This is a genomic window from Streptomyces sp. CB02366 (assembly GCF_001905905.1).
Lineage (GTDB): Bacteria > Actinomycetota > Actinomycetes > Streptomycetales > Streptomycetaceae > Streptomyces.
In genome coordinates this window covers 15,285-38,053 of the sequence record NZ_LIVT01000023.1, presented here as the reverse complement: position 1 = coordinate 38,053, position 22,769 = coordinate 15,285, and the positions used below count along the sequence as shown (strand labels likewise).

Sequence of the window (22,769 nt, the reverse complement as noted above, 5' to 3'; positions counted from 1 at the left end):
GGACGTCGGCGTCGGCGGGCGGCGTCCAGGTCAGCCGGACGCCGAGCGGGACGCGTTCCGCGGTCAGGTCCTGGACCGGGGCGGGGCGCCGGGTGTCCGGGGTGGTCTCCGTGGCGGGCGGGCCGGCCTGCGACACCCGCCCGTACCGGTCGGTCGTCACGACCCGGTACTCGTACGTCGTCACACCCGACCGAGGGAGGGGTCCGGCGGTGTCCGCCGGGCGGTTCAGTCCGGGAGGAGGCCGGCCTCCCGGGTCTCGACGAGGAGGAGGGCGACGTCGTCGGGGTCCTCGGGCCTGCGCATGGAGTCGACGAGTCGGACGCAGGTGGCGTCGAGCGACGGGTCGAGGGAATCGACGGTGCGCAGGAGGAGGCCGAGGCGTTCGTCGATGGGGTCGTCCCGGGTTTCGACGAGCCCGTCGGTGTAGAGCAGGAGCCGGTCGCCGGTCCGCAGGGCGACGGTGGCGGTGTCGAAGCCGACGCCTCCGACGCCGAGCGGGGCGCCGGGGGGCAGGTGCAGCAGCCGGGGCTTGCGTCCGGGCCGGGCGAGCACCGGGGGCAGGTGTCCGGCGTTGGCGATGCGGCACTGGCCGGTGCGGGGGTCGTAGGTGGCGTAGAGGCAGGTGGCGATGTAGTGCTCCAGGCTTTGGGTGAGCCCGTCGAGGTGCCGGAGGATCTCGTCCGGGGGCAGGTCGAGGGCGGCGTAGGCGCGGGCGGCGGTGCACAGCCGGCCCATGGCCGCCGCCGCGTCGATGCCGTTGCCCATGACGTCGCCGATGACGAGGGCGGTCTTGTCGTCGGACAGGGGGATGACGTCGTACCAGTCTCCGCCGATCTCGTTGGCGGACTGGGCCGGCCGGTAGAGGGAGGCGATCCGCAGGCCGGGGCGTTTCGGTGACGCCGGGGGCAGGAGGCTGCGCTGGAGGGTCTCCGCGGCGGTGCGGACGTTCTGGTGCCAGCGGGCGTTGCCGATGGCGATCGCCGCCCGGGCGGCCAGCTCCCGGAGGAGCAGGACGTCGTCCCCGTCGAACGGCGCGGGGTTGCGGGTGCGCAGCAGGTCCACCGCTCCGAGCGTCTCGTCGTGGGCGATGAGGGGAACCGCGAGGTAGGAGTGCGCCCCGGCACGGGCGAGGGCGTCGGCGGCCTGGGCGTCACGGGCGATGTGCCGGAGGTCCCGCGGCCCGCAGTGGGGCACGAGCACAGGCTGTCCGGTGCGCACGCACCGTGTGATCAGCCGCTCCGGGCCGTAGGCGGCGACCTCTCCGACCGGGTCCGCCGCGGCGGTGACCCCGGTGGGGAAGGCGGAGGCGACGGCGAGCGCCCGGAACAGCTCCGAGCCCTCTTCGCGCCGTGCGCGGACGCGGCAGTTGAGCACGTCGTCCAGGATGTCGACCGCGGCCACGTCCGCGAGGTCCGGGACCGCGACCTCGGCGAGCTCCCGGGCGGTGCGCTCCACTCCGAGCGTCGTGCCGATCCGGGCGGAGGCTTCGGCGAGCAGCGCGAGCCGCTTGCGGGCCCGTTCGGCCTCGGCGGAGGCCAGGTGCCGCTCGGTGACGTCGACGATCGAGGACGCCACCCCGATCACCCTCCCCGCGGGCCCGTGGACGCGGTAGTAGGACACCGACCACGCGTGGTCGTGGTCGGGGTCGGCGCGCGTGCGGCCGACGATGTACTGGTCGATGAGCGGCATGCCGGTCCTCAGCACGTACCGCAGCGCGGACTCGACCGTCTCCACCACGCCGTGGAGGTGGACGTCGCGGGGACGCCGGCCGATGTGCTCGGCGGCCGGGGCCCCGTTGATCCGCTCCAGCGCGGGGTTGACCAGCCGGTAGCGGAGGTCGGCGTCCAGCAGGGCGAACCCCACCGGCGCCTGGGACACCAGTTGCTCCGAGATCGCCAGGCGGCCTTCCACGTCGTGCAGCGCGCTCTGGTCGACGGCGATCCCCAGCGCGTACACGTCCCCCAGGTCGTCCTGCAGCCGCACGTTGCGGAATTCCACCAGCCGGGCCCCGCCGTCCCGGTGCCGTACGGGGAACGTCCCCGACCAGCTCTCTCCGGACCCCATCACGGTCGCGAACAGCTCCGTCGCCCGGCGCCGGTCCTCCTCACCGAGCAGGAGCCGTGCCGCGTACCGGCCCAGCGCCTCCTCGGCGGTGTATCCGAAGACGCCGGTGGCCTGCGGGCTCCAGAACACGATCCGGCCCTCGAGGTCCACCACGACAGCCGCGACGTTCAGGAAGTCCAGCAGGTTCCCCGCCCTCCCCGGGCCCGCACCGCCGTCGGTTCCGGCCGCGCCGGAGCCGTCGGCCTCGTGCGGTGCGTCGTGGCCCATCGCACCCTCCCTCCACGCCCGGACCCCGACGGCGCACGGAACGCCGTGGGCACTGCCCTCCCGTCCATGCTGCGCCCTCACCGGGGGTACGGGCATCCCGGAGCCCCACGGCCGCGGGGAGGGAGCACACGCCGCCGTGCCCGCTCCACGCTCCGCCCGCCCGGGCGCGGCTCCGTGGAAGAGGGATCACCGGATCGCCTTCCGGCGCCCCGCCGGGGCGGGTCGCAGCAGCACCGGACGCAACCGCGGGAAACCCCGTACGGAGACGGGGCGCAGCCCTCTCAGTTCGTAACCCGCCAGTCCGGCCAGTTCACCGGAGAAGGCCGTGTCGACCAGCACGGTGCCGGGGCGGGCGACCGTGGTCAGCCGGGCCGCCGCGTTGACCGCGGTGCCGTACAGGTCCCCGAACCGGGAGAGGACCTCCCCGTAGGCCAGCCCGGTCCTGACCCGGGGCAGCTCGGGTGCGCCGTGGGCGCGGGCCGTCAGCTCCAGCGCGATGTCCGCCGCGCGGGAAGCCGACTCGCAGACGAAGAACACCTCGTCCCCGATGGTCTTCACCACCCGGCCGTGCCCTTCGGCGATCACGTCGCCGGTGAGGCTCTCGAAACTGTCGATGACCCGTCCGAGTTCAGCACCCTCCAGGCCGCGCGTCATCCGCGTGTACCCGACCATGTCGGTGAATCCCACGGCCCGGTACCGGAGCCCGGCATCGCCGGGGAGCCGCGCGGGACCGGAGCCCGGCGGCGGGTGCGGGGCTCCTTCCTCCTCGGCCGCCCCCTGCCCGGCCCGGGTCCGCTCCGCGTACGCGGCGAGGTGGCGGCGCCAGACGTACCTCTGCAACGCCTCCAGCTCCGGCATCAGCTCCGCCGCCCGCTCCACCGGTTCGCCGTCGCCGGGAGCCGTTCCGGCCTCCCGGCCGAGCCACCCCCAGAACGCTTCGATCTGCCACTCGGCCAGGCGTGACAGGTGGTACGCCACGGCGCGCACCACCATGGTCTCGTTCCGGCTGGTCACCAGCCCCGTCCCGATCAGGCGTGCCACCCCGCGGAGGGCCTCGACGTCGGCGTCGGTGAAGAAGCGTTCGCCGTCCTCCACCGCGGGGAAGCCCAGCGCGCGCCAGATCCGCTCGGCCCGCTCCAGCCCCACCCCCGCCCGTTCGGCCACATCCCTCCGCGTCCACCGGGAGGCGGCGCCCAGCACCAGTTCCCGCAGGGCGGCGTCGGGCGAACCCGCCGCCTCGGTCTGCTCCCCCTCCGGGGCGACCGGACGCGGATCGCTCATGTGGTGTGCACGATCAGCACGTCGAGGCCGGCTTTCCTCGCGATGTCGGCGGGCACGGACCCCAGGATGCGCCCGGCGAGCGAGCGCAGGCCGCGGTTGCCGACCACCAGCAGGTCGGCCGCGTGCTCGCGGGCGGCGTTCACCAGGGCGGGCACGGGGTCGTCCTGAACGGCGAGGGACCGCACCTCCGACACCCCCTGACCTAGCCCGCGCTCCCGTGCGGCCCGCAGGGTCTCCTCGGCCGGCGCCGATCCCACCACCTGGTACGCCTCGGAGCCGAGCTGGTCCTGCGCCCGGGAGAGTTCCGGACCGCGCATCGGCTGGTAGGCGCACACGATGAGCAGTTCGGCCCGGCAGACGGCCGCGAGCCGGGCCGCTCCCTCCACCGCGGCGAACGACGACTCGGACCCGTCCGTGCCGACCATGACGACTCGATAGGAACTCACACGCAACTCCCCTGGGGAAACGGTTACTTACTCCAGAGTAAGCTGCGTTGGCGCAGGAGGTAAAGAAGGGTGCCCGGCGGCCGGGACCGCTGTCCTCCAGCACGCCGCCCCCGGTGCGGTACGGCTGGGCCCCCACCGCGCCCACGAGCGTCTGGCGGCCCGGAGGCTCCGGGAGCGCCGTGGACGCGGCCGCCGTAGGGCAGTCGCTGCGCGACGTGCGCGCGTCCCGGGGCCGCCCGGTGGGCGCGTCCCGTCCCCCGCGCCGCGGCTGGCGCCCCCCGAGGAGAGACGGAAGCACGCTCGGCCGGTGTGCTGAGGCCCCCGATGCGGGGGATCATCGGAGCATGAGGGGCGATGGTCCGCTGTGCCGCCCGCCCGGTCCGGGTCCGCTGCCCCCGGCCGGGGGTGCGGTGCCGCCTGCCCGAACGCGGTGGAGGCGGCCGTGAACGAGGAACGTCTCCTCAAGCGGTACCAGGCGCTCATGTCCGCCGTGCCGCAGTCGGTGTGGGTGATGTCGCCGGACGGCGTCATCACCCTGTTGGCCGGAGGGGGCATCGCGGAGAAACTGTGGCATCCCGAGAACGGGAACCCGTGGATGGACGCCGTGCATCCGAAGGACCGGGGCTGGTTCCAGCGGGCCTGGCGCGTGGCCACCCGGCGGCGGATCCCGCTCGACACGATCGTACGGGTACGGCTCGACGGCGCGCCCGACCGTTTCCGCCACGTCAAGATCATCGCCGCTCCGGTGCTGGACCAGAGCGGGGAGGTGGAGTGGGTCGGGACCGCCACCGACGCCGAGGACCACTGGCGGACGCGGATGCGCGAGAAGCTGCTGGCCCGCATGGCGGCGGTGCCCGCGGCGCACGACCTGTCCGAGGCGTTCCTGACCACGGCGGCGGCCGTCGTACCCGAACTGGCCGACGCCGTCGCCGTCTTCCGCGTGCAGAACGGCCTGGAGGCCGGCGTGCGGCCTTCGGACGGGGCGCCGGCCGTGACGTCGCCGGAGCGGGTGGGACTCGCCCCCGGGCTGCCCCCTCTGCCTCCCCTGGAGCCCGGTTTCCTGCTGGGCCCGGTGGCCCGGCAGGCCATCGAGCGCCAGCAGGCGAGGCTGCTCGTCTTCCCGCCGGACGGGCCGCCCGGGCACGGGCTCTCGGCCCCCGCCGTCCGATGGCTGCGGGAGGCCGGCGCGACGGGGGTGGCACTGCTGCCCGTCGTGGTCGACGGCCGGACCGTCGCCCTGGCCACCATCGCCACCTGCCGGGGAAACCCGCCTCCGGACCAGGCCGACCTCTCCCTGCTGCAGGACGTCTTCCAGCAGATGAGCGGACCGCTGCGCCGGACCATGGAACTGCAGAGCATCCGCGGCAAGGCGCTCGCGCTCCAGCAGTCGTTCCTGGCTCCCCCGCCGTCCGTCGACGGGCTCACCGTCACCGCGCTCTACCACCCGGCCGACTCGGCGGCGGAGGTCGGCGGTGACTGGTACGACGCCGTCCGGCTCTCCCCCGACGCCCTCGCACTGTCGATCGGCGACATCGCGGGCCACGACCTCGACGCGGCGACCGCGATGGGACGCGTCAACAGCATCCTGCGGGGGCTCGCCTACGACAGCGGCCCGGCCGCCAGTCCGGCGGACACCCTGAGCCGGCTCGACCGCGTCGTGCAGGCGCTCGACAGCCCCTCGATGGTCACGGCGGTGCACGCGGTGCTGCGGCGGCAGGCCCACGGCGACTGGCACATCGCCTTCTCCAACGCCGGCCACCCGCCGCCCCTGCTGCTCCCGGCCGACGCGCCGTCGCGGTACCTGCACGGCCTCACGGCCCCCGACCCGCCGCTGTGCGTCGCCGAAGCCCTCCCCCGCACCACCCTCCAGGCGATCCTGCGGGCGGGCGAGACCCTGGTGCTCTACACCGACGGGCTCGTGGAGACGCCGGACACGGACATCGGCGACAACCTGCGGCGGCTGCGCGAGCGCACCGACGCGCTGGCCCGCAGGGGTCTGCCGCTGCCGGACCTGATCCGCGGCCTGCTGCCCCCCGTCCAGAAGCGGCGGGACGACATCGCCGTCATCGCCCTCCAGGCGCGGCCGGACCCGTGAGCGAACGCGTCGGGGGCCCGGGGCCTCCTCGTTTGCGCCCGGTACAGCCCCTCTATACCGTCGAGAAAGCCGTCCTCGGACGAAAGAGGCTCCGCATGAACACGCCGAACCAACGCCAGAGCGGACTCGCCAGCTCACGGGCCCACTCCGCCCGGGTGTACGACTACATCCTGGGCGGCAAGGACCACTACCCCGCGGATGTGGAAGCGGGCGACGCCATGGTCCGGCACTGGCCCGCGCTACCCGTCCACATGCTGGAGAACCGCCGGTTCATGCACCGGGCCGCCCGCTACCTGGCCGAGGAGCGGGGAGTCCGCCAGTTCCTCGACGTCGGGACCGGCCTGCCGACCTCACCGAACCTGCACGAGATCGTGCAGGAGGTGGTGCCGGAGTCGCACGTGGTCTACGTCGACAACGACCCCATCGTCCTCGCGCACGCCCGAGCCCTGCTGGAGAGTTCGCCGGAAGGGGCCACGGCCTACGTGGACGCGAACATGCACGACCCCGATGCCATCCTGGACAGCCCCGAGTTCCGCGAACTCATCGACCTGGACCGGCCGGTGGGCCTCATGGTGATCGGCATCATGCACTTCATCCTGCCGCCGGACGACCGGCGCCTGGTCCAGCGCCTGCTGGACCCGCTGCCCTCCGGCAGCTACCTGGCGATGACCATCGGCACCGGGGACTTCGCGCCCGAGGAGGTGGGCCGGGTGGCGGAGGAGTACCGGCAGCAGGACATGCCCATGGCGCTGCGCGACCTCCCCACCGCCACCTCCTTCTTCGACGGGCTGGAGTTGCAGGAGCCCGGGGTCACCCAGGTGCACGCCTGGCGCCCCGGACCGGACCAGGACGGCGTCGACGGCCGGGACATCGCCATGTACGGGGCGGTCGCCAGGAAACCCTGAGACGACGGCCCCTCCCGTTCCGTGCGGTCGATCCGCCGACGACGGGCCGGGCCCGGCCTTCCGGCCGGTCGTCCCCGAACCGGGTCGTCACCCGGCTCGCGCCCCCGGGAGCGGCGTGACCTCCAGGACGACGGCCGTCCCCGCCGCGGTCCGGTCCTCGTACAGGGTGATGACCCGGCCGGGCCGAAGGCGCCGCCACCGGGCGGGGTCGAGAGGCGCGAGTCGTACCGGGGCCCGGCCGCCGGGTTCCAGGAGGGGCGTGAACTCCACCCACAGGCGGGCGATGTCGAGAGCCGGTCCGCCGCCCTCCCTCCGGTTGCCGATGTCCCACATCGGCCGCAGGACGCCGCGGCCGGGGATCGGCGTCCCGCGTCGCGCTTCGGCGGCGGGGCGGAGGGTGAGGTCGGCCCGGATCGTCCCGTGCCGGACTTCGAAGCAGCGCCAGTGGCACCAGGCCGCGCTCGCCTCCTGTCCCAGCTGTTCGGCCGCGGCGGCCAGGGCTTCCCAGAAGCCGAGCGGAAGCGGTCCGGCGTCCCCGAGTTCCTCCAGCAGGCCGAGGGCCACTTCCCACTCGTCATGGACGAGGTACTCCCAGACATCGTTCACCGTGATGTCGTTCTCCGTGGCGGTCTTCTCGGGAACCAGCAGGGAAGCGGCTTCCAGCAGCGCGGGGACGTCCATTCCCGGATTCTCGGCCACCGCCTCACGGGTGGGACGGCCGGGGCCGCACGGTCGACGGCGGAATCCGGCCCCACCCTGAACCCGCCGAGGCGGAACGGCCGTTCCCCGTCGAATGATTCGGCGGCCGGGACATGCCCACCACGGACGGCACGCCTGGCCGCGGCTCACGCCGGAGAAGACCGCTTCCTCGGGCTTCCACGAACTCGCCGGCCTCGCCCCACGCCGGACCGCCCCGGGCCCGGAGCCCGCATCCGCGCCCCGAGAAGGGAGCCGGAGACCCTCCGGCTCACCCTCCGGCGGCCGCCACCCCCGCACCGGCGGCACGCAGCGCCTCCACCGCCGCCCGGACCGAGGGGCGGCGGTCCGCGTCCGTGCGCCAGACGGCGTGGACGTGCCGCCGCATCGTCTGCCGCACCGGCACCAGCCGCACCCCCTCGGGGACCGGGCCGCGCCCCAGCCGTGGAGCCACACAGACACCGAACCCAGCCGCGATCAGGGCGAGTTGGGTGTGGTGTTCGCCCGCCAGGTGGGCGATGCGCGGTTCGATGCCGCGGGAGCGCAGCGTGAAAACCAGCCATTCGTAACAGAATTCGCCCTCCGGCCAGGACACCCACGGGTCGTCCGCGAAGTCCTCCAGCTCCACCGCCTCGCGGTCCGCCAGGGGGTGCCCGGCCGGCATGGCGATGTCCGGCGCGTCGTCCACGAGTTCGACCTTCGTCAGCCCTCCGGGCACGGGCAGCCGCTTGTTGCTCCAGTCGAGCACGACGGCCAGGTCGACGTCCCCCCGCTGCACGGCGCGCAGCCCCTGCTCGGGCTCCAGCTCCTGGGTGCGGACGGTGAGTTCGGGGTGGTCGGCGCGCAGGGAGGTGAGCGCCGCGGGGAACAGCCCCCGCGCCGCCGTCGGGAAGGCGCAGAGCCGCACCTCCCCGACGACCTCGCCCCGTTGGGCCTCGATGTCGGACTGGGCCAGCTCCACCTGCGAGAGGATCCGGGCGGCGTGGTCCGCGAGCAGCCGTCCGGCGTCGGTGAGGCGGACGCCGCGGCCGTTCCTGGCGAGCAGCCGCTGCCCCACCTCCCGCTCCAGCTTGGCCATCTGCTGCGAGACCGCCGACGTCGTGACGTGCAGTCCGTCGGCCGCTCCGGTCACCGAGCCGTGCCGCGCCAGGGCGTCCAGGGTGCGCAGCCGCTCCAGGTTCAACATATAAGCGATGCTACGTGAAGGACCACAGAAACATTCGCTTGTTCTACGAGGATGTCTTCGTCAGGCTGGGCCCCATGAGCGTTCCCCGCGAGCCGGCGGCCCCGGCGTCCGCCCCTCCTCCGCCCGCACCGGCCGGGCCGACCGCATCCGTCCCGCCCGCCCCGCCGCCCGTCCCGCGAGCGGCCCTTCCGCGACCGGCCGCCGACTGGCGGGTCCGGTTCGCTGCGCTCTCCCTCATCTGGGGATTCAGCTTTCTGCTGATCAAGGTCGGGACCGAGGGGTACGCCCCGTTCCAGGTCACCTTCGGCCGCCTCCTGGCCGGTACGGCGGTCCTGGTCGCGGCCATGGCGGTGCGCCGGGAGCGACTGCCGCGTTCGGCCCGGACCTGGGGGCGCCTCGCGGTCGCCGCGTTCCTCCTCAACGCGGCGCCGTTCTCCCTCTTCTCCTACGCCGAGCTGACCATCCCCTCGACGCTGGCCGGGATCTGCAACGCGACCTCACCGCTGTGGGGCATGGCGCTCTCGGCGGTCGCCCTCTCGGAGGACCGCCCGACGCGCCGCCGGGTGGCCGGACTCGGCATCGGCTTCCTCGGCGTTCTCACGGTGCTGGGCGCCTGGCAGGGCTTCTCGGGCCTGGACCTGCCGGGTACGGGCATGGCGCTGCTCGCCTCGTTCTGCTACCCGGTCGGCTGGATCTACGTCCGCCGCACCCTGGCCGGGACGGGATCGTCGACCCTGGCTCTGACGGGCAGCCAGCTCCTGCTCGGTACGGTGCAACTGGCCGTGGTGACACCCCTGTTCACCTCCGCGCCCACATCCTTCCCCGTTCTGCCGACGCTCTCCGTCCTCGCCCTGGGGGCCCTGGGCACGGGTCTCGCGGTGCTGCTCCAGTACGGCCTGGTCCAGGAGGTCGGCCCCACGACGGCCCAGATGGTCACCTACTTCATCCCGGTGATCGCGACGGCGGCGGGCGTCGTGCTGCTCGGCGAACGGCTGAGCTGGAACACGCCGGTCGGGGCGCTGATCGTGCTCGTCGGCGCGGCCCTCACCCAGAGCCGCGCCCGCGCCGCCGATACCGTCCCGGAACCCGGCCCCGACTCCGGTTCCGATTCCGGCCCCGCCTCCGATTCCGGGTCCGGTTCCGCAACGGCCCTGCCGCCCCCTCCACCGACCGCGCACACCGCTCCGCCCGCCCCTCACACCGAGCGCCCGGGGGCCGGCCCCGCCCGCCTCAGCCGAAGCTGACCGGCCGGGCCGGTCCCGCCGCGGCCGCCACCGCGTCCGCCAGCGGGCCGATGTCGGCCGCGGCCAGCGGGGAGACGGTGAGCCGCACCGCCGGGGGCGTGTCCAGCCGGAAGCGCGCGCCCGGGGCCGCCGCCCAACCGGCGTGGAGGAGCCGGGCGACGGCCCCGGTCTCGTCGCTCACGGGCACCCAGACGTTCATCCCGCTGCGACCGCGCGCCGCCACCCCGCGCTCGGCGAGGGCGTGGACGAGGGCGTCCCGGCGCTCGCCGTAGGAACGGGCCACCGCCCGGGTGTCGACGGCGTCCGAGGTCCACAGGTGGAGCACGGCACGCTGGAGCAGCCGGCTCACCCACCCGGGCCCCAGCCGCTGCCGCCCCGCCACCCGGTCGACCGTGACGGGATCCCCGGTGAGCGTGGCGACCCGCAGGTCGGGCCCGTACGCCTTGGCCGCCGAGCGGACGAACGCCCAGTGGGCCGTCACCCCGGCCAGCGGGTGCAGCGGCAGGTCGACGATGGCGTGCCCGTGGTCGTCCTCGATCAGCAGGACGTCCGGACGGCGGGCGAGGACCGCGCGCAGCTCCCGGGCACGCCGCGCGTCCAGCGACGCGCCGGTCGGGTTCTGCGCCCGGTCGGTGACGACCAGGGCCCGCGCCCCGGCCCGCAGCGCCCGCTCCACATCCGCGACCAGGGGGCCGGAATCGTCCACCCCGACCGGCACGGGACGCAGCCCGAGCGCCGGTACGAGGTCGAGCATGCCGCCCCAGCCTGGGTCCTCCACCGCCACCGCGTCGCCGGGCCGCAGGTGCGCCGCGAGCACCCGCTCGATCGCGTCGAGGGCGCCGGAGGCGACGGCGACCGGCCCGTCGGGCACCCCGTCGGCGTCCATCGCGGCCCGGGCGTACGCGGCGAACTCCGCGACCACCGGGGCCTGCCCGTACAGACCGCGGCTCTCCGCGTCGGCGGCGGCCGCGGCGGCGAGCGCCGGCCCGAGGTCGGGCAGCAGGGCGGGATCGGGGTTGCCCTCGCCCAGGTCCCGCACACCGGGCGGCGCCTCGACCCGCAGGGAGCCGCGCGTCGTGCTGGCCGGGGCGGGCCGGACCCGGCTCCCCCGGCGGCCCGCCGTCTCGATCACCCCGCGTTCGCGCAGCGTCCGGTAGGCGGCCGCCACCGTGTTGGGGTTGACCTCCAGCCGAGCCGCCAACTCCCGCATGGGGGGCAGCACATGACCCGGCGGGAGGTCACCCGAACCGACCCCGCGCTCGACGCTGGCGGCGATCTCCGATGCGCGCCGCCCACTGATCCGATAGTCTCCTAGCACAAACCTCATTATGCACTAGTGCAACGGAGATGACCATGCGGCACACCTCGCCGACCGAAGGCCCGGTCTCCGGCGGGCCGGGGACGGAGTCCGACGCCCCGGACCCGGGCGTCGCGGCCCCCTACCTTCCCACCGCCCGCACCGTTCCCACCCGCTCCAGGGAGCGCGCCTCCTACGACCGCGAGTTGGTCCACTCGATCCTCGACGAGGCCTACCTCTGCCACCTGGGCTTCGTACGCGACGGCGCGCCGGTCGTCCTGCCGACCCTCTTCGGCCGGATCGGCGAGCGGCTGTACGTCCACGGTTCGACGGGCTCGCGACCGCTGCGCTCGGCCAGGAGTACGGCCCCCGGGCTGCCGGTCTGCCTGACGGTCACCCATGTCGACGCCCTCGTCCTGGCCCGTTCCGCCTTCCACCACTCGGTGAACTACCGCTCGGTGGTGGTGCACGGCACGGCCGTCCCGGTGACCGACCCCGAGGAGCGGCGGCTCGCCCTGGACGCGATCGTGGACCAGGTGGTACCGGGCCGCTCCCGCGACTCCCGGCCCGCCAACGCCAAGGAGCTCGCCGCCACGGCGGTGATCCGGCTGGACCTGGACGAGGTCTCCGCCAAGGTCCGCACCGGCGGCCCCAACGACGAGCCCGAGGACGGCGCCCTCCCCCACTGGACCGGCATCGTGCCGCTCACCCGGGGCTACGCGGCGCCGGTCCCGGCGGACGACCTGGACCCGGCCGTCGGCGTACCGGACTATCTGGCGGCGCTCTGACGGAGTACGACGGGCCCCGATCGCGGCCGGGCCGCCGCGCTCCCCGGCCGTCGCGGCGGCCCGGAGGCGCGGCGACGCCGCGCCGGCCGGGGCCCCGCGCCTCCAACGGACAGGCCGGTCGCACGGGGCGGGCGCCGTCAGACCGCCGTGGGCGCCTCCCGGCGGGCGCTCGCCGCGCCGCGCGTCTCCGCGAGCGCCAGTCCGGCCACGGCCGTCAGCAGGAGCAGCGTGCCCAGGACCGTGGCGGTCGTCGGCCGCTCCCCCAGGACGGTCACCGCGATGACGGCCGCGCTCACCGGTTCCAGCAGCATGATCACGGAGACGGTGGCCGAGCGGACGGCGGCGGCTCCGGCGAAGTACAGCGCGTAGGCGAGCGCCGTGGGCACCGCCGCCACGTACACCACGAGCCCCAGCACCTGCCCGGTCTCGGCGGTGTGCGGTACCAGCCCCTCGGCCGCGGCCATGGGCAGCAGCCCCACCGCTCCGATGCCGAACGCCCAGGCGCTGGTGGCCGGTGCGTCACCGCCGCCGTCCCGCCCGAGCCACCGGGTGAGCAGCGTGATCGCCGCGTACCCGGCGGCGGACAGCAGCGCGAGCAGCACCCCGGCCGGCACGACGTCGCCGCCCTCGCCGCCCAGGACCAGCACGAGGAGGCCGGTCAGCGCGCCGGTCACGGCGGCCGCCCCTCCTCGCCCGGGGCGTTCGCCCAGCAGAAGGCGGGCTCCCACGGCGATCAGTACGGGTCCGGCGCCGAGCGTGACGACGGTGCCCACGGCGAGGCCGGTGACCTCGACGGCGGCGAAGTAGGCGCTCTGGAACACGGTGAGACCGATGCCGGTGCCGAGGATGCGGATCAGCCGGCGACGCCGGGGCTCGGGCTCCCGGGGTGCGCGGCGCGGGCGCAGGGCGAGCACCGGGGCGAGCAGGACGAGACCTCCGGCGCAGCGCCAGAACGAGAGGGCGAGGGGGCCGAGGTCGCTGACGCGGAAGACCAGGGACGCGGCCGCGCCGGCGGTGCCCCAGGCGACTCCGGCGACGACGAGGTACAGCAGGCTCCGCCCGACGGGCAGCGCGGATCCGGCAGGAAAGGACATGTGACTTCTCCGAAGGAGGACGGGGTGGTGGGTCGCTCGGCTCCGCAGGCGGGCAGCGACGAACCGCTCGGGGACTGCCCGAGCCCGGTCCTCGTCCGGAGTGGCCGCCCGCGCTAGGCGGCAGGGGGCGGCAACACGGTCAGATGCATGGCCGGAACACTAATGCGGGGCCCGGCCGCCGGACAACTCGCCCTCGGCGGGCTCGGCCGGCACGCCGGTTCCGGCCCCCGCGGCGACCGGGCCCGCCGGGGCCTTCGGCGCGGAGGACTGGGCGATGAACGCACCGACCAGCACGGTGAACCCGCCGACGAGCTGGGGTGCGGAGAGGTGTTCGCCGAGGAGCACCCACGCCAGGCCGGTCGCGATGACCGCCTCCAGGCAGGCGACGACCCCGGCCACCTGGGGCGAGAGCAGCCGGACCGAGACGACCCCGGTGAGGTACGCGAGCACGGTGGCGAGCAGCACGATCCAGCCGAGCAGCAGCCAGGCGGGGACCTCGCCTCCGTCCATGTCCGCGCTGCCGCCGAGCAGGGACCAGTCCATTCCCCAGGGGCGGGCGACGACGGTGAGGACGACCGCTCCGACGATCAGTCCGTACGCGATGACCCCGACGGGGTGCGGCGGCTCGGCCTTCTCCGCCGCGTCCCGGCCGTCCTGTCCGCCGCCGTGGTCGGACAGGACGAAGTAGCCCACCTGGCAGCAGGCCGCGCCGAGGGCCAGCAGCAGCCCGAGAAGATCGAAGCCGAGCCCGGCCCAGACCTCGACGACGCACGCGAGGCCGCCGACCGCCAGCACCACTCCGAGCGCGGCGGCCCGGGTGACGGGCCTGCGCTGCACGAAGCGGACCCAGCCGAGGACCAGGGCGGGCGCCAGATACTCGACCAGGAGCGCCACGCCGACCGGGATACGGGAGATCGAGGCGAAGTAGAAGGCCTGCACCCCGGCCACGGCGAACAGGCCGAACCCGGCGAGGAGGGCGGGCCTCTCCCGTACGAGGTTCCGGTGGCGCCACGCGACCGGGAGCATGACGAGGGCGGCGCCCGCGACGCGCAGCCAGACCACGTGCAACGGGTCGAGCCCCGCCTCGATCAGCGGCTTGGCCGCCACTCCCGAACCGCCGAACGCCAAGGCCGAGACCAGGGCGAGGCCCAGCCCGGCGCTTCTGCCCTGAACTCCCGAAGACGCGTGCATCGGCACATCATGGCAGCAGCGGACAGCACCGTCATCCCCGTGACACCTGTCGAGACGGCGCCCTTCGGCACGGCGCTCCGGGAGATCCGCGCCTCCACCGCGAGCAGGTGGCCACCGGCGGTGGAAGCGCCCCGGCGCGACGGGAGGAACCGGTGCCGGGGAAGGGGCCGGAGCGACAGGAGGGACCGGCACGAGGGGAGGGCCCGGGGGCGGCTCAGACGGGCCGCGGCACCTCGGCGGCGAGGGCGGCCGCCCGCTCCGACAGCCACCGCGCCTCCACGCCCGCGCGGGAGAGCACCTCCACCGCGCGCGACTCGGCGTCGGCCGCCAGGGCGGCGAGCAGGTCGAGACCGGCGGCGCGGGTTTCGCCGCGCGAAGCCGCCCGGTACCGCGCGTCCTCCATCGCGGCCCGGGCCGAGGGCGACCAGCCGTCCGTCGCCGGGTCGCGCACCACCGGGACGGCCCCGGAGTCCTCGACCGACCCCTGCCAGCGGAGCCCGTAGCCGATGCTGCGCTGGACGAGATAGCCGAGGACCCTGGCCAGCCGGGGACCGCCGTCGAACGCCTCGCGGACGTCGGGGTCCGTCTCGATCAACGAGTGCAGGAGGTGGGCGGTGTCGATCTGCCGGTCCCCGTCGCGCAGCGCGCGCCGGCGCGCAGCCGACAGCGCCGACGCCAGTGCGTCGGTGGAGCGGGCATCGAACTCGGCGTGGTTCGGTGCGGGCTGCCAGGGCAGGCGCGGCGTCCGGTTTTGCACACCTCTATCCGATCAGTCCTCCGCCCGGAAGACATCGCCGGAGCGACCCATGGGGCATCCCACCGAAGTTGGGGACGCCGGTGCGATCCGTCATCCTTGCGGATGAGATCGCGCCGCAGAAGAGGTCTGTGGCGGCCGGGGGCGCGCGCCGCCTTGCTTTGTACGCCGGGCCGGGCAACCGCCGGCCCCCGCGCGCACGTCCCTCACGCCACAGTCCGGACGGCGACGGCGCCGGGAAGCGGAGGGAGGGGGCGAACGGGTGTTCTGGATGGTCGCTCTGCTCGCCGAGGACGGGCTGCAGTACGTCTACCGCGTGTACGCGCCCTCCGACGCCCTGCCCGCCGATCTCTTCTGGACGGCCTTCCACTGCCACGACGACGGCCCGCACCCCCGTGCGTCGGACCGCTTCGACGCCGCGGTGATCTGGCAGACCCGGCAGACCCGGCAGGAGCCCCAACAGATCTGACGCGACGACAGGGAGAGCCGGAGCGGCGCTCTCGCCGAGGGGCGCCAAGCCGAAGGTCTCCGCGACGGCGGCGCTCCGAAGCCGCCACGCGAACTCGCCGGGCTTCTCACGCCCGGACCACGGCCCGCACGGAGGCGGACGGCCCCCGCCACCCGTCCCACGGGCCCGCTCGCGCGCGGTCCGGTCTTCCGCGCCGCCCACCGGGCGCCGCCTCGGGGAACCGGCCGGCGGGGCAGAGGCCGTCGGCGGCCCGCCCGAGGAGACTCGCTAGGCTCTCCTCCCCATGGACACGATGACGGGGAACGAGATGATCGCCCTCCCGCCGGGACGGGTGACGCTGTCGGACCGGCGGACGCAACGCAGGTGGACGGTCGAGCTCGCGCCCTACCGGCTCGCGGCGACCCCGGTCACCCAGGCACTGTACGCACAGGTCACCGGCGCGCGACCCAGCACCGGGCGCGGGGACCGGCTGCCCGTCGAGGGCGTCTCCTGGTGGGAGGCGGTGCGGTTCTGCAACGCCCTGTCCGCGCAGGCCGGCCTGACACCCGCGTACCGCTTCCGCGCCGGGCCCGAGGAGATCGACTGGGACGCGTCGGCCGATGGCTACCGGCTGCCGACCGAGGCCGAGTGGGAGTACGCCTGCCGTGCCGGTACGGACGGTCCGCGCTACGGAGAGCTGGACGAGATCGCCTGGTATCGGGGCAACTCGAACGAGCGCGTCCACGAGGTGGGCGGCAGACGCCCCAACGCGTGGGGGCTCCACGACATGCTCGGCAATGTCTGGGACTGGTGCTGGGACGTCTACGACGCCGAGGTCTACGGCGGTTACCGGGTGCTCCGCGGCGGCGGGTGGTTCGACGAGCACTGGAGTTGCCGTGCCTCCGCGCGACGCCGCAGCCACCCGGCTTTGCAGGTCGACGACGTGGGGTTCCGCCTCGCGCGTTCGACGACGCCCCCGGGCGTACGGACGGCCCCCGGCGACGGGCGGAGCGGGCCCGTGTGAAGCGGCGGGGACGACGGGCCGGGGCAGCTCTCAGCCCGGGTCCGCGTAGCGGGCCGCGACCCGGGTGGCGCGGTCGTGGAGGGCGCGGCGCAGGGTAGGCGGGGCCAGCGCTTCCGCGTCCGGGCCGAGTTGCCACAGCGCCCACTCGGCGTGCCGGGCGTCCTGGAAAGCGACCTCCAGCCGCGACCAGCCGTCCGCGTCGGGGGCGTCCGCGCGGACGGCCAGCACGGTGCCCAGCAGCTCCTCCCTGCGCGCCGGGTTCACCCGTACCCGCACGGCGAGGTGGGCTCCGCCGGACAGGAACCGCGCGGAGCGTTCCCGCCAGATCCGGTCCAGGTCCACCCGGTTCGGCCGCTGTGCCGCTTCGGGCAGTTCCTCGGCGGCCAGCACACGCGACAGCCGGTAGGTGCGGTCCTCGCCGGAACGCGTGGCCAGCAGGTACCCCCGGTCCCGTACGGTGACCAGTCCGATCGGATCCACCGTGCGCCACCGCGGCGCCCGGTCCGCGGCCGCGTAGTGGATGCGCAGCTTGCGCCCGGCGAGTACGGCGCGGCGGACCGCGGCCATCGTCGCGCCGGGCACCTCCTCGACGACCGCGCGGCGTGCGAGCAGGTCGGTCTCCGGATCGACGAGGAACCGCTGGGCGGCGTCGCTCGCCGTGGTCCGGTGGCTCTCGGGGAGGGCGTCGACCACCTTCCGCAGGGCGGAGGCGAGCGCGGACCCGAGGCCGAGCACCTGCTCTCCGCGCCCCGTTCCGGTGGCCAGCAGGGCGAGGGTCTCGTCGTGGTTCAGCCCGGTGAGTTCGGTCCGGAAGCCGGGCAGCAGCGCGAACCCGCCGTGCCGGCCGCGTTCGGCGTAGACCGGCACTCCGGCCGCCGACAGGGCCTCGACGTCGCGCAGCACGGTGCGGGTGGAGACCTCCAACTCCTGGGCCAGGGCGTCGGCGGTCAGTCGTCCGCGCTGACGCAGCAGCAGGACCAACGAGACCAGTCGATCGGCGCGCATGCGGAAACCGTAGCGAAATACATGACCAAGGGTGTCGTGAATGGTTGGAAGGCTCCCTCCCAGGACACCGCACGTCAGCGCACCGTTCCGCACCGTGCCGAGGCCGGCCCACGGCTGCCTCGGCGACGAGCGGAAGGGGCGCCCGCGCACCCGCGAAGCGAATCGAATGGAGTCGAAGTGGCGATGGAACGAACGGCCGTCAACCCGGTGACCTGGTCGGCGGCCCTGGGCTTCAACCAGGGCGAACTCGTCTCCGGGCAGTCCCGGACCCTGTACATCGCGGGGCAGACCGCGACGAACGACGCCGGGAAGCCGCAGCACGAGGGCGACATGGCGGCCCAGTTGACGCTCAGCGTCGACAACCTGGAGGCCGTGCTGAGCGAGGCCGGCATGTCGCTCGCCAACCTCGTCCGGCTCACCGTCTGCACGACCGACGTCGATCTGCTCCTCCAGCACTACGGCGCGCTCGCGGGGCGGTTGGCCGCGGCCGGGGCGGCGCCGGCCGGCACCATGCTCGGAGTGACGCGACTGGCGGTTCCCGGCCTGCTGGTCGAGTTGGAGGGCACCGCCGTCGCGTGAGGCGCTTCCCCGCCCGTACGGCCCGGACGCCGGCCCGGCCCGCCGGGGCCGTACGGGTCTCGGGCGCCCTCCCGGGCCGCCGCGCCGCCGCCCGGGCCGATCGGCTCCCGCCCGGCCCGCCCGGCGCCGGCGTTCCGGGGAAACGGTGAAGGGCGGCCCCGCAAAGTGGTGAGGCGTGCCCGGTGGTTCGCGTACGCGCTGACGTCGCAGCCCGATACGGCCCGCCATCGGGCGCAGCCTCGGGACTGCGGTACGGCGAGCCCTCGCCCCCCGCTGCCCGGGTGCGCCTCCGCACGCACCCGGGCAGCGGCCCGCGTCCGACGGCCCCGGGGGCTCCCGTGCGCTCCTCTCCCCCACTCCTCCCTCCCGCCCGCTCGCCGGGCAGAGGCCAGGTACCCGGAATTGGCCTTGGTCCGTCCTCGCGCCGACGCTCTACGGTCGCCCCATGAGGATTCGCATCGTCGACGCGTTCACCGACCGCCCCTTCGCCGGAAACCCCGCCGGTGTGCTCCTGCTGGAGAGCGAGGGGTTCCCGGCGGCCGAACGCCTGCAGGAGATCGCCGCCGAGGTCAACCTCTCCGAGACGGCCTTCGCCCACCCCCTGCCGCCCGGTGGCGGGGCCGACTGGGCGCTGCGCTGGTTCACCCCGGCCACCGAGGTGGACATGTGCGGGCACGCCACGCTCGCCACCGCCCACGTCCTGCACACCACGGGCCGGGTCGCGGGCGCCGTCCGGTTCGCCGCGCGCTGCGGGATCCTGACCGCGACCGCCCGCCCGGACGGCGGACTCACCCTGGACTTCCCCACCTCCCCGCTGACCGAGGAGCCGGTGCCGCCCGGTCTCGCGGACGCCCTCGGGGCGGACCCCGTCTCGGTGCACGCCACCGGCGAGCACATCGGCGACCTGCTCGTGGAGTTGCGCGACGAGGCGACCGTACGGGGACTCGCCCCGGACTTCGCCGCCCTGGCGGCCCACTCCCGGCGCGGGGTCATCGCCACCGCCGCGGCCGAGGACCCCGCCCATGGCTACGACTACGTCTCGCGCGGCTTCTTCCCGGGCGTCGGCCTCGACGAGGACCCGGTCACCGGCAGCGCCCACACGGCGCTGGCGCCCTTCTGGTCGGCCCGCCTCGGCCGCGACGACCTCACCGGTCTCCAGGCGTCCGCCCGCTCGGGGCTGGTCCGCACCGCGCTGCGCGGCGAGCGCACCCTGCTGACCGGCACGGCGGTCACGGTGATCGACGGCGAACTGCTCACCGCGCTCTGACGACCCGCCGGGGCGGTGGGAGGGTGCGCCGGAGGCTCGGCGCGCCCTCCCACCGCCCCGGCGGCGCCGGAAGCCTCAGGGCGTCGGCAGCCAGTCGACCCGGCCCGCGAGCAGGGCGTAACCGACGAACGCCCCGATGTCCAGGAGCGCGTGCGCGACGACGAGCGGGCCCACCCGGCCCCAGCGCCGGTAGAGCAGCACGAAGACGACGCCCATCACGACGTTGCCGATGAAACCGCCGATCCCCTGGTACAGGTGGTACGACCCGCGCAGCACGGAACTCGCCGCCAGGGCGGCCATCGGGGTCCAGCCCAACTGTCCGAGCCTGCGCAGCAGGTATCCGAGGACGATGACCTCCTCCACCACGGAGTTCTGGATCGCCGAGAGGATCAGTACGGGGAACTTCCACCAGACGTCGGGCAGGGACTCGGGCACGACCGTCAGGTTGAACCCGGTGGTGCGGGCGACGAGGTAGAAGGCGAGGCCCGCACTGCCGATGCCGGCCGCGACCAGGGTTCCGCGGCCCAGGTCGAACCAGGGCTCGGCACGGTCGAATCCGATCGTCCGCAGGCTCGCCCTCTCCCGGAGCAGCAGGTGCGCCACCAGGGCGACCGGGACCAGGGCCGTCGCGATCCCGAACATTTGCCAGGCCAGATCCAGCCAGGGGCGGTCCGGGGCGTACGAGCCGTTGAGCGTCGCCGCCTGGTCCTTCAGTCCGCCGGGTTTCGTCAGGGATCCGACAAAACTGATGAGGGCGGACACCCCGCTGGCGCCCAGGGAGAGCGCCAGGACCAGCACCGTCTCGGACCGCAAAACCCTTCGTGACACGGCCTCTTGGGGAAAAGCATCAGCCACGCGCCCGGACTCCACCTGCACACCTGCCTTTTGTTCTGCGATCGCGTCTCATCCCACCGACCACCCCGCCAGGGTCTCGACCGCACGCACGAAGACCGCGCGCGGCAGGCCGGGGACGGCCACCATCGCTGGTGGTCGGGGCCCCCGTTTCCTTGTTCCGTCCTCAAGGGGGCACCACCGACATGGGACGTCATAGCTTGCCCGACCGCCGCCCGGCGGAAGGACGCCGGGACCACCCGAGTCCCGGACGCGGACCGCGCCGAGGTCGCCGAGAGCGCCCGGGGCGCCGGCGGCGACGGTTACGAGGTGAGCGACCCGGCGGAGATCCGGGCGGTGATCCGGCGGGCGGTCACGACGGCGGGCCGGAACGGCCGCGCGGGCCAGGAGTAGCCACGGCCCCTCCGCACAGCACGGCGCCGCCCCGCACCGCGCTGCGCCGAGGGAGTGACGGCCCCCCGCGGCGCCCGCCCCACGGCCCCGCGCCTCCGCATCGCACGGCGCAGGGGGCGACAGGCCCGGAAACCCGGAGCCGTCGCCCCCTCCGTACGGCGCCCGTGCCCCTCAGGGCGCGGGGAAGCCCACCGGCCAGGTGTGGACCGGCTCCCCGGCGTGCATCAGCTCGGCGTAGCGGCGGGTGGTGGCCGCGAGCGCCGCCTCCCGCCGGAGCCCGGCGTCCAGGGCACGGCGGTAGGTGGCCACCTGCCAGGAGGCCCCGTTGACGCGCCGCTTGCACCGCTCCTCGATCACCCCGAGGTAGCGGTCCCGGTCCGCGGGCTCGATGTGCCAGGCGTCCAGCCCCGCGGCGGCCAGCGGCAGCAGCTCTTCCAGCACCAGCTGTACGGCGGGGATCCTGGTCAGCCCACCGGAACGGCCGGGGCGGGGCCAGAGCATCTCGGCCTCGATGCCGTGGCGGCACGCCTCGGTGAAGTTCTCCTCGGCGGCCTCGAAGGGCAGCCGGCTCCACACCGGCCGGGATTCCTCCGCGAGCGCCCGCACCAGCCCGTAGTAGAACGCGGCGTTGGCGATCACGTCGGTGACCGTCGGTCCGGCGGGCAGGACGCGGTTCTCCACCCGCAGGTGGGGGACGCCGTCGGCGATTCCGTACACCGGGCGGTTCCAGCGGTAGACCGTGCCGTTGTGCAGCACCAGTTCGGCCAGCTGGGGCACCCCGCCCTCCTCCAGCACCTTCAGCGGGTCCTCGTCGTCGCAGATCGGCAGCAGCGGCGGGAAGTAGCGCAGGTTCTCCTCGAACAGCTCGTGGGCGGAGGTGATCCAACGCTCCCCGAACCAGGTCCTGGGCCGTACCCCCTGATTCGCCAGCTCCGGCGGGCGCACGTCGGTGGCCTGCTGGAACAGGGGCGGGCGGGACTCCCGCCACAGCTCCTTGCCGAAGAGGAACGGGGCGTTGGCGCCCAGCGCGATCTGGGCGCCGGTGATCGCCTGGGCGGCGTTCCACACGTCGGCGAACCGGTCCGGCGTCACCTGGAGATGGAGCTGGACCGAGGTGCAGGCCGCCTCCGGAGCGATCGAGGGCGAGGTGGAGACCAACCGCTCGGCGCCTTCGATGTCCAGGAGGAAATCCTCCCCCCGGGCGGCCGCCATTTGATCGTTGAGCAAGGTGTAGCGGTCCACGTCGGAGAGGTTGGAGGACACCACGTCGTGCTCCCCCAGGGTGGGCAGGATTCCGATCATCACGATCCCCGCGTCCACCTCCCCCGCCTTGCGGTGCGCATAGGCGAGACCGGTGCGCAACTCCTCCGAGAGCTGATCGAACACCCGGCCGCCGAGGCGGTGCGGAACGATATTCACTTCGAGGTTGAACATGCCCAGTTCGGTCTGGAAATCCCGGCTCGCGATGCGTTGGAGCACTTGTTGGTTCATCATTCGGGGCATCCCGTCGGAACCCGCCAGATTCAGCTCTATCTCCAGCCCCATCAGGTTCCGCGGGCGGTCGAACCTCCGCTCCGCCAGAAGTTTGTCCAGCCCTTCCAGGCACTGGTTGAGCTTGGCGCGGTATGCCTGTCGATCGGACAGGTCAACGGCTCCCGCCACGACCTTCTCCCCCATCGAGGGGTCCCTCCTCCAGTGGGCGGCCCGCGGGCCAGGCCGCTCGCATCACGATCGATAATGCCCCGTGGGAGTGATCCGTAACGTCCCCATCGGCCTCCGATACCCGATAGTCTGGTTGAAGGAGACCGGGGGCACATTCCTCGGGCATGCGACACGCGGCCTTTACCGCCGAGGTATGCGCATCGAAAGCGGCGGCGAATTTTGGCCTACCGC

Annotated in this window: 21 protein-coding genes; 8 read left to right on the top strand and 13 right to left on the bottom strand. The window is 74.4% G+C overall.

What is annotated here, in order from left to right; translation table 11 throughout:
• The 4 genes from AMK24_RS31080 to AMK24_RS31065 all read right to left on the bottom strand — a co-directional run.
• The coding region (locus AMK24_RS31080) for a hypothetical protein (protein WP_242435335.1) at positions 1-184 on the bottom strand (184 nt) is incomplete at its 3' end.
• Positions 185-225: 41 nt separating this feature from the next.
• Complete coding sequence (locus tag AMK24_RS31075; protein ID WP_073772230.1) at positions 226-2,331, bottom strand: SpoIIE family protein phosphatase; 2,106 nt, start codon at positions 2,329-2,331, stop codon at positions 226-228.
• Positions 2,332-2,517: 186 nt separating this feature from the next.
• Positions 2,518-3,612 (bottom strand): adenylate/guanylate cyclase domain-containing protein, encoded by a 1,095-nt coding sequence (locus tag AMK24_RS31070; protein ID WP_073772229.1) that lies wholly within the window; start codon positions 3,610-3,612, stop codon positions 2,518-2,520.
• On the bottom strand, positions 3,609-4,037 hold the full coding sequence (locus tag AMK24_RS31065) for a universal stress protein (RefSeq protein WP_443333916.1): 429 nt from the start codon (positions 4,035-4,037) through the stop codon (positions 3,609-3,611). The genes AMK24_RS31070 and AMK24_RS31065 overlap by 4 nt, the downstream gene beginning before the upstream one ends.
• Positions 4,038-4,500: 463 nt before the next feature.
• On the opposite strand from AMK24_RS31065, the gene AMK24_RS31060 reads away from it, so the two are divergent.
• On the top strand, positions 4,501-6,153 hold the full coding sequence (locus tag AMK24_RS31060) for a SpoIIE family protein phosphatase (protein WP_073772236.1): 1,653 nt from the start codon (positions 4,501-4,503) through the stop codon (positions 6,151-6,153).
• 95 nt (positions 6,154-6,248) lie between these two features.
• Positions 6,249-7,058: an SAM-dependent methyltransferase gene (locus AMK24_RS31055; protein WP_073772227.1), complete on the top strand. Its 810-nt coding sequence runs from the start codon at positions 6,249-6,251 to the stop codon at positions 7,056-7,058.
• An 87-nt stretch (positions 7,059-7,145) separates the two neighbouring features.
• Here the strand turns inward: AMK24_RS31055 and AMK24_RS31050 are convergent, their stop codons facing one another.
• Positions 7,146-7,739, bottom strand: a complete 594-nt coding sequence (locus tag AMK24_RS31050; RefSeq protein ID WP_073772226.1) for a hypothetical protein — start codon at positions 7,737-7,739, stop codon at positions 7,146-7,148.
• Between the two features lie 286 nt (positions 7,740-8,025).
• Positions 8,026-8,940 carry a LysR family transcriptional regulator gene (locus AMK24_RS31045; protein WP_073772225.1) on the bottom strand — a complete coding sequence of 305 codons (915 nt, stop codon included), beginning with the start codon at positions 8,938-8,940 and terminating at the stop codon, positions 8,026-8,028.
• A 74-nt stretch (positions 8,941-9,014) separates the two neighbouring features.
• Between AMK24_RS31045 and AMK24_RS31040 the strand changes: the two genes are divergently transcribed.
• The gene (locus AMK24_RS31040) at positions 9,015-10,184 is read left to right on the top strand and encodes a DMT family transporter (protein WP_073772235.1); all 1,170 of its coding nucleotides are present in this window, start codon (positions 9,015-9,017) and stop codon (positions 10,182-10,184) included.
• Here the strand turns inward: AMK24_RS31040 and AMK24_RS31035 are convergent.
• Entirely contained in the window at positions 10,171-11,502 is a 1,332-nt protein-coding gene (locus AMK24_RS31035) for an aminotransferase class I/II-fold pyridoxal phosphate-dependent enzyme (protein ID WP_073772224.1), read from the bottom strand. The genes AMK24_RS31040 and AMK24_RS31035 overlap by 14 nt on opposite strands.
• 35 nt (positions 11,503-11,537) lie before the next feature.
• Between AMK24_RS31035 and AMK24_RS31030 the strand changes: the two genes are divergently transcribed.
• Positions 11,538-12,269, top strand: coding sequence for a pyridoxamine 5'-phosphate oxidase family protein (locus AMK24_RS31030; RefSeq protein WP_073772223.1), 732 nt, complete (start codon positions 11,538-11,540; stop codon positions 12,267-12,269).
• Between the two features lie 137 nt (positions 12,270-12,406).
• Here AMK24_RS31030 and AMK24_RS31025 read toward each other — a convergent pair whose 3' ends face one another.
• The 3 genes from AMK24_RS31025 to AMK24_RS31015 all read right to left on the bottom strand — a co-directional run bounded on the left by AMK24_RS31025 (position 12,407) and on the right by AMK24_RS31015 (position 15,311).
• Positions 12,407-13,363: a DMT family transporter gene (locus AMK24_RS31025; RefSeq protein WP_073772222.1), complete on the bottom strand. Its 957-nt coding sequence runs from the start codon at positions 13,361-13,363 to the stop codon at positions 12,407-12,409.
• A gap of 159 nt (positions 13,364-13,522) precedes the next feature.
• The gene (locus AMK24_RS31020) at positions 13,523-14,554 is read right to left on the bottom strand and encodes an EamA family transporter (protein WP_073772221.1); all 1,032 of its coding nucleotides are present in this window, start codon (positions 14,552-14,554) and stop codon (positions 13,523-13,525) included.
• 214 nt (positions 14,555-14,768) lie between these two features.
• Positions 14,769-15,311: a Clp protease N-terminal domain-containing protein gene (locus AMK24_RS31015; RefSeq protein ID WP_199876548.1), complete on the bottom strand. Its 543-nt coding sequence runs from the start codon at positions 15,309-15,311 to the stop codon at positions 14,769-14,771.
• 259 nt (positions 15,312-15,570) lie between these two features.
• Here AMK24_RS31015 and AMK24_RS31010 point away from each other — a divergent pair, with 259 nt between their 5' ends.
• Positions 15,571-15,777, top strand: coding sequence for a hypothetical protein (locus tag AMK24_RS31010; protein ID WP_073772220.1), 207 nt, complete (start codon positions 15,571-15,573; stop codon positions 15,775-15,777).
• 283 nt (positions 15,778-16,060) lie between these two features.
• Complete coding sequence (locus tag AMK24_RS31005; protein WP_199876547.1) at positions 16,061-16,780, top strand: formylglycine-generating enzyme family protein; 720 nt, start codon at positions 16,061-16,063, stop codon at positions 16,778-16,780.
• Positions 16,781-16,810: 30 nt separating this feature from the next.
• Here the strand turns inward: AMK24_RS31005 and AMK24_RS31000 are convergent, their stop codons facing one another.
• Positions 16,811-17,785: a helix-turn-helix transcriptional regulator gene (locus AMK24_RS31000; protein ID WP_073772219.1), complete on the bottom strand. Its 975-nt coding sequence runs from the start codon at positions 17,783-17,785 to the stop codon at positions 16,811-16,813.
• Positions 17,786-17,968: 183 nt separating this feature from the next.
• On the opposite strand from AMK24_RS31000, the gene AMK24_RS30995 reads away from it, so the two are divergent.
• Together AMK24_RS30995 and AMK24_RS30990 are read left to right on the top strand one after the other, a co-directional pair.
• On the top strand, positions 17,969-18,364 hold the full coding sequence (locus AMK24_RS30995; protein WP_073772218.1) for a RidA family protein: 396 nt from the start codon (positions 17,969-17,971) through the stop codon (positions 18,362-18,364).
• 445 nt (positions 18,365-18,809) lie between these two features.
• On the top strand, positions 18,810-19,631 hold the full coding sequence (locus AMK24_RS30990; protein ID WP_073772217.1) for a PhzF family phenazine biosynthesis protein: 822 nt from the start codon (positions 18,810-18,812) through the stop codon (positions 19,629-19,631).
• Positions 19,632-19,706: 75 nt separating this feature from the next.
• Here AMK24_RS30990 and AMK24_RS30985 read toward each other — a convergent pair whose 3' ends face one another.
• A complete protein-coding gene (locus AMK24_RS30985) occupies positions 19,707-20,507 on the bottom strand; it encodes a CPBP family intramembrane glutamic endopeptidase (RefSeq protein ID WP_079190726.1) in 801 nt (266 codons plus the stop codon).
• A gap of 540 nt (positions 20,508-21,047) precedes the next feature.
• A complete protein-coding gene (locus tag AMK24_RS30975) occupies positions 21,048-22,553 on the bottom strand; it encodes a glutamate--cysteine ligase (RefSeq protein ID WP_073772215.1) in 1,506 nt (501 codons plus the stop codon).
• Positions 22,554-22,769 lie beyond the last annotated feature (216 nt).

Bases quoted from the DNA above. Each gene is read 5' to 3' on its own strand.
- AMK24_RS31075 (WP_073772230.1), bottom strand. From the start codon at position 2,331: ATGGGCCACGACGCACCGCACGAGGCCGACGGCTCCGGCGCGGCCGGA.
- AMK24_RS31070 (WP_073772229.1), bottom strand. From the start codon at position 3,612: ATGAGCGATCCGCGTCCGGTCGCCCCGGAGGGGGAGCAGACCGAGGCG.
- AMK24_RS31065 (WP_443333916.1), bottom strand. From the start codon at position 4,037: ATGGTCGGCACGGACGGGTCCGAGTCGTCGTTCGCCGCGGTGGAGGGA.
- AMK24_RS31055 (WP_073772227.1), top strand. From the start codon at position 6,249: ATGAACACGCCGAACCAACGCCAGAGCGGACTCGCCAGCTCACGGGCC.
- AMK24_RS31050 (WP_073772226.1), bottom strand. From the start codon at position 7,739: ATGGACGTCCCCGCGCTGCTGGAAGCCGCTTCCCTGCTGGTTCCCGAG.
- AMK24_RS31045 (WP_073772225.1), bottom strand. From the start codon at position 8,940: ATGTTGAACCTGGAGCGGCTGCGCACCCTGGACGCCCTGGCGCGGCAC.
- AMK24_RS31040 (WP_073772235.1), top strand. From the start codon at position 9,015: ATGAGCGTTCCCCGCGAGCCGGCGGCCCCGGCGTCCGCCCCTCCTCCG.
- AMK24_RS31030 (WP_073772223.1), top strand. From the start codon at position 11,538: ATGCGGCACACCTCGCCGACCGAAGGCCCGGTCTCCGGCGGGCCGGGG.
- AMK24_RS31025 (WP_073772222.1), bottom strand. From the start codon at position 13,363: ATGTCCTTTCCTGCCGGATCCGCGCTGCCCGTCGGGCGGAGCCTGCTG.
- AMK24_RS31020 (WP_073772221.1), bottom strand. From the start codon at position 14,554: ATGCACGCGTCTTCGGGAGTTCAGGGCAGAAGCGCCGGGCTGGGCCTC.
- AMK24_RS31005 (WP_199876547.1), top strand. From the start codon at position 16,061: ATGGACACGATGACGGGGAACGAGATGATCGCCCTCCCGCCGGGACGG.
- AMK24_RS31000 (WP_073772219.1), bottom strand. From the start codon at position 17,785: ATGCGCGCCGATCGACTGGTCTCGTTGGTCCTGCTGCTGCGTCAGCGC.
- AMK24_RS30995 (WP_073772218.1), top strand. From the start codon at position 17,969: ATGGAACGAACGGCCGTCAACCCGGTGACCTGGTCGGCGGCCCTGGGC.
- AMK24_RS30990 (WP_073772217.1), top strand. From the start codon at position 18,810: ATGAGGATTCGCATCGTCGACGCGTTCACCGACCGCCCCTTCGCCGGA.
- AMK24_RS30975 (WP_073772215.1), bottom strand. From the start codon at position 22,553: ATGGGGGAGAAGGTCGTGGCGGGAGCCGTTGACCTGTCCGATCGACAG.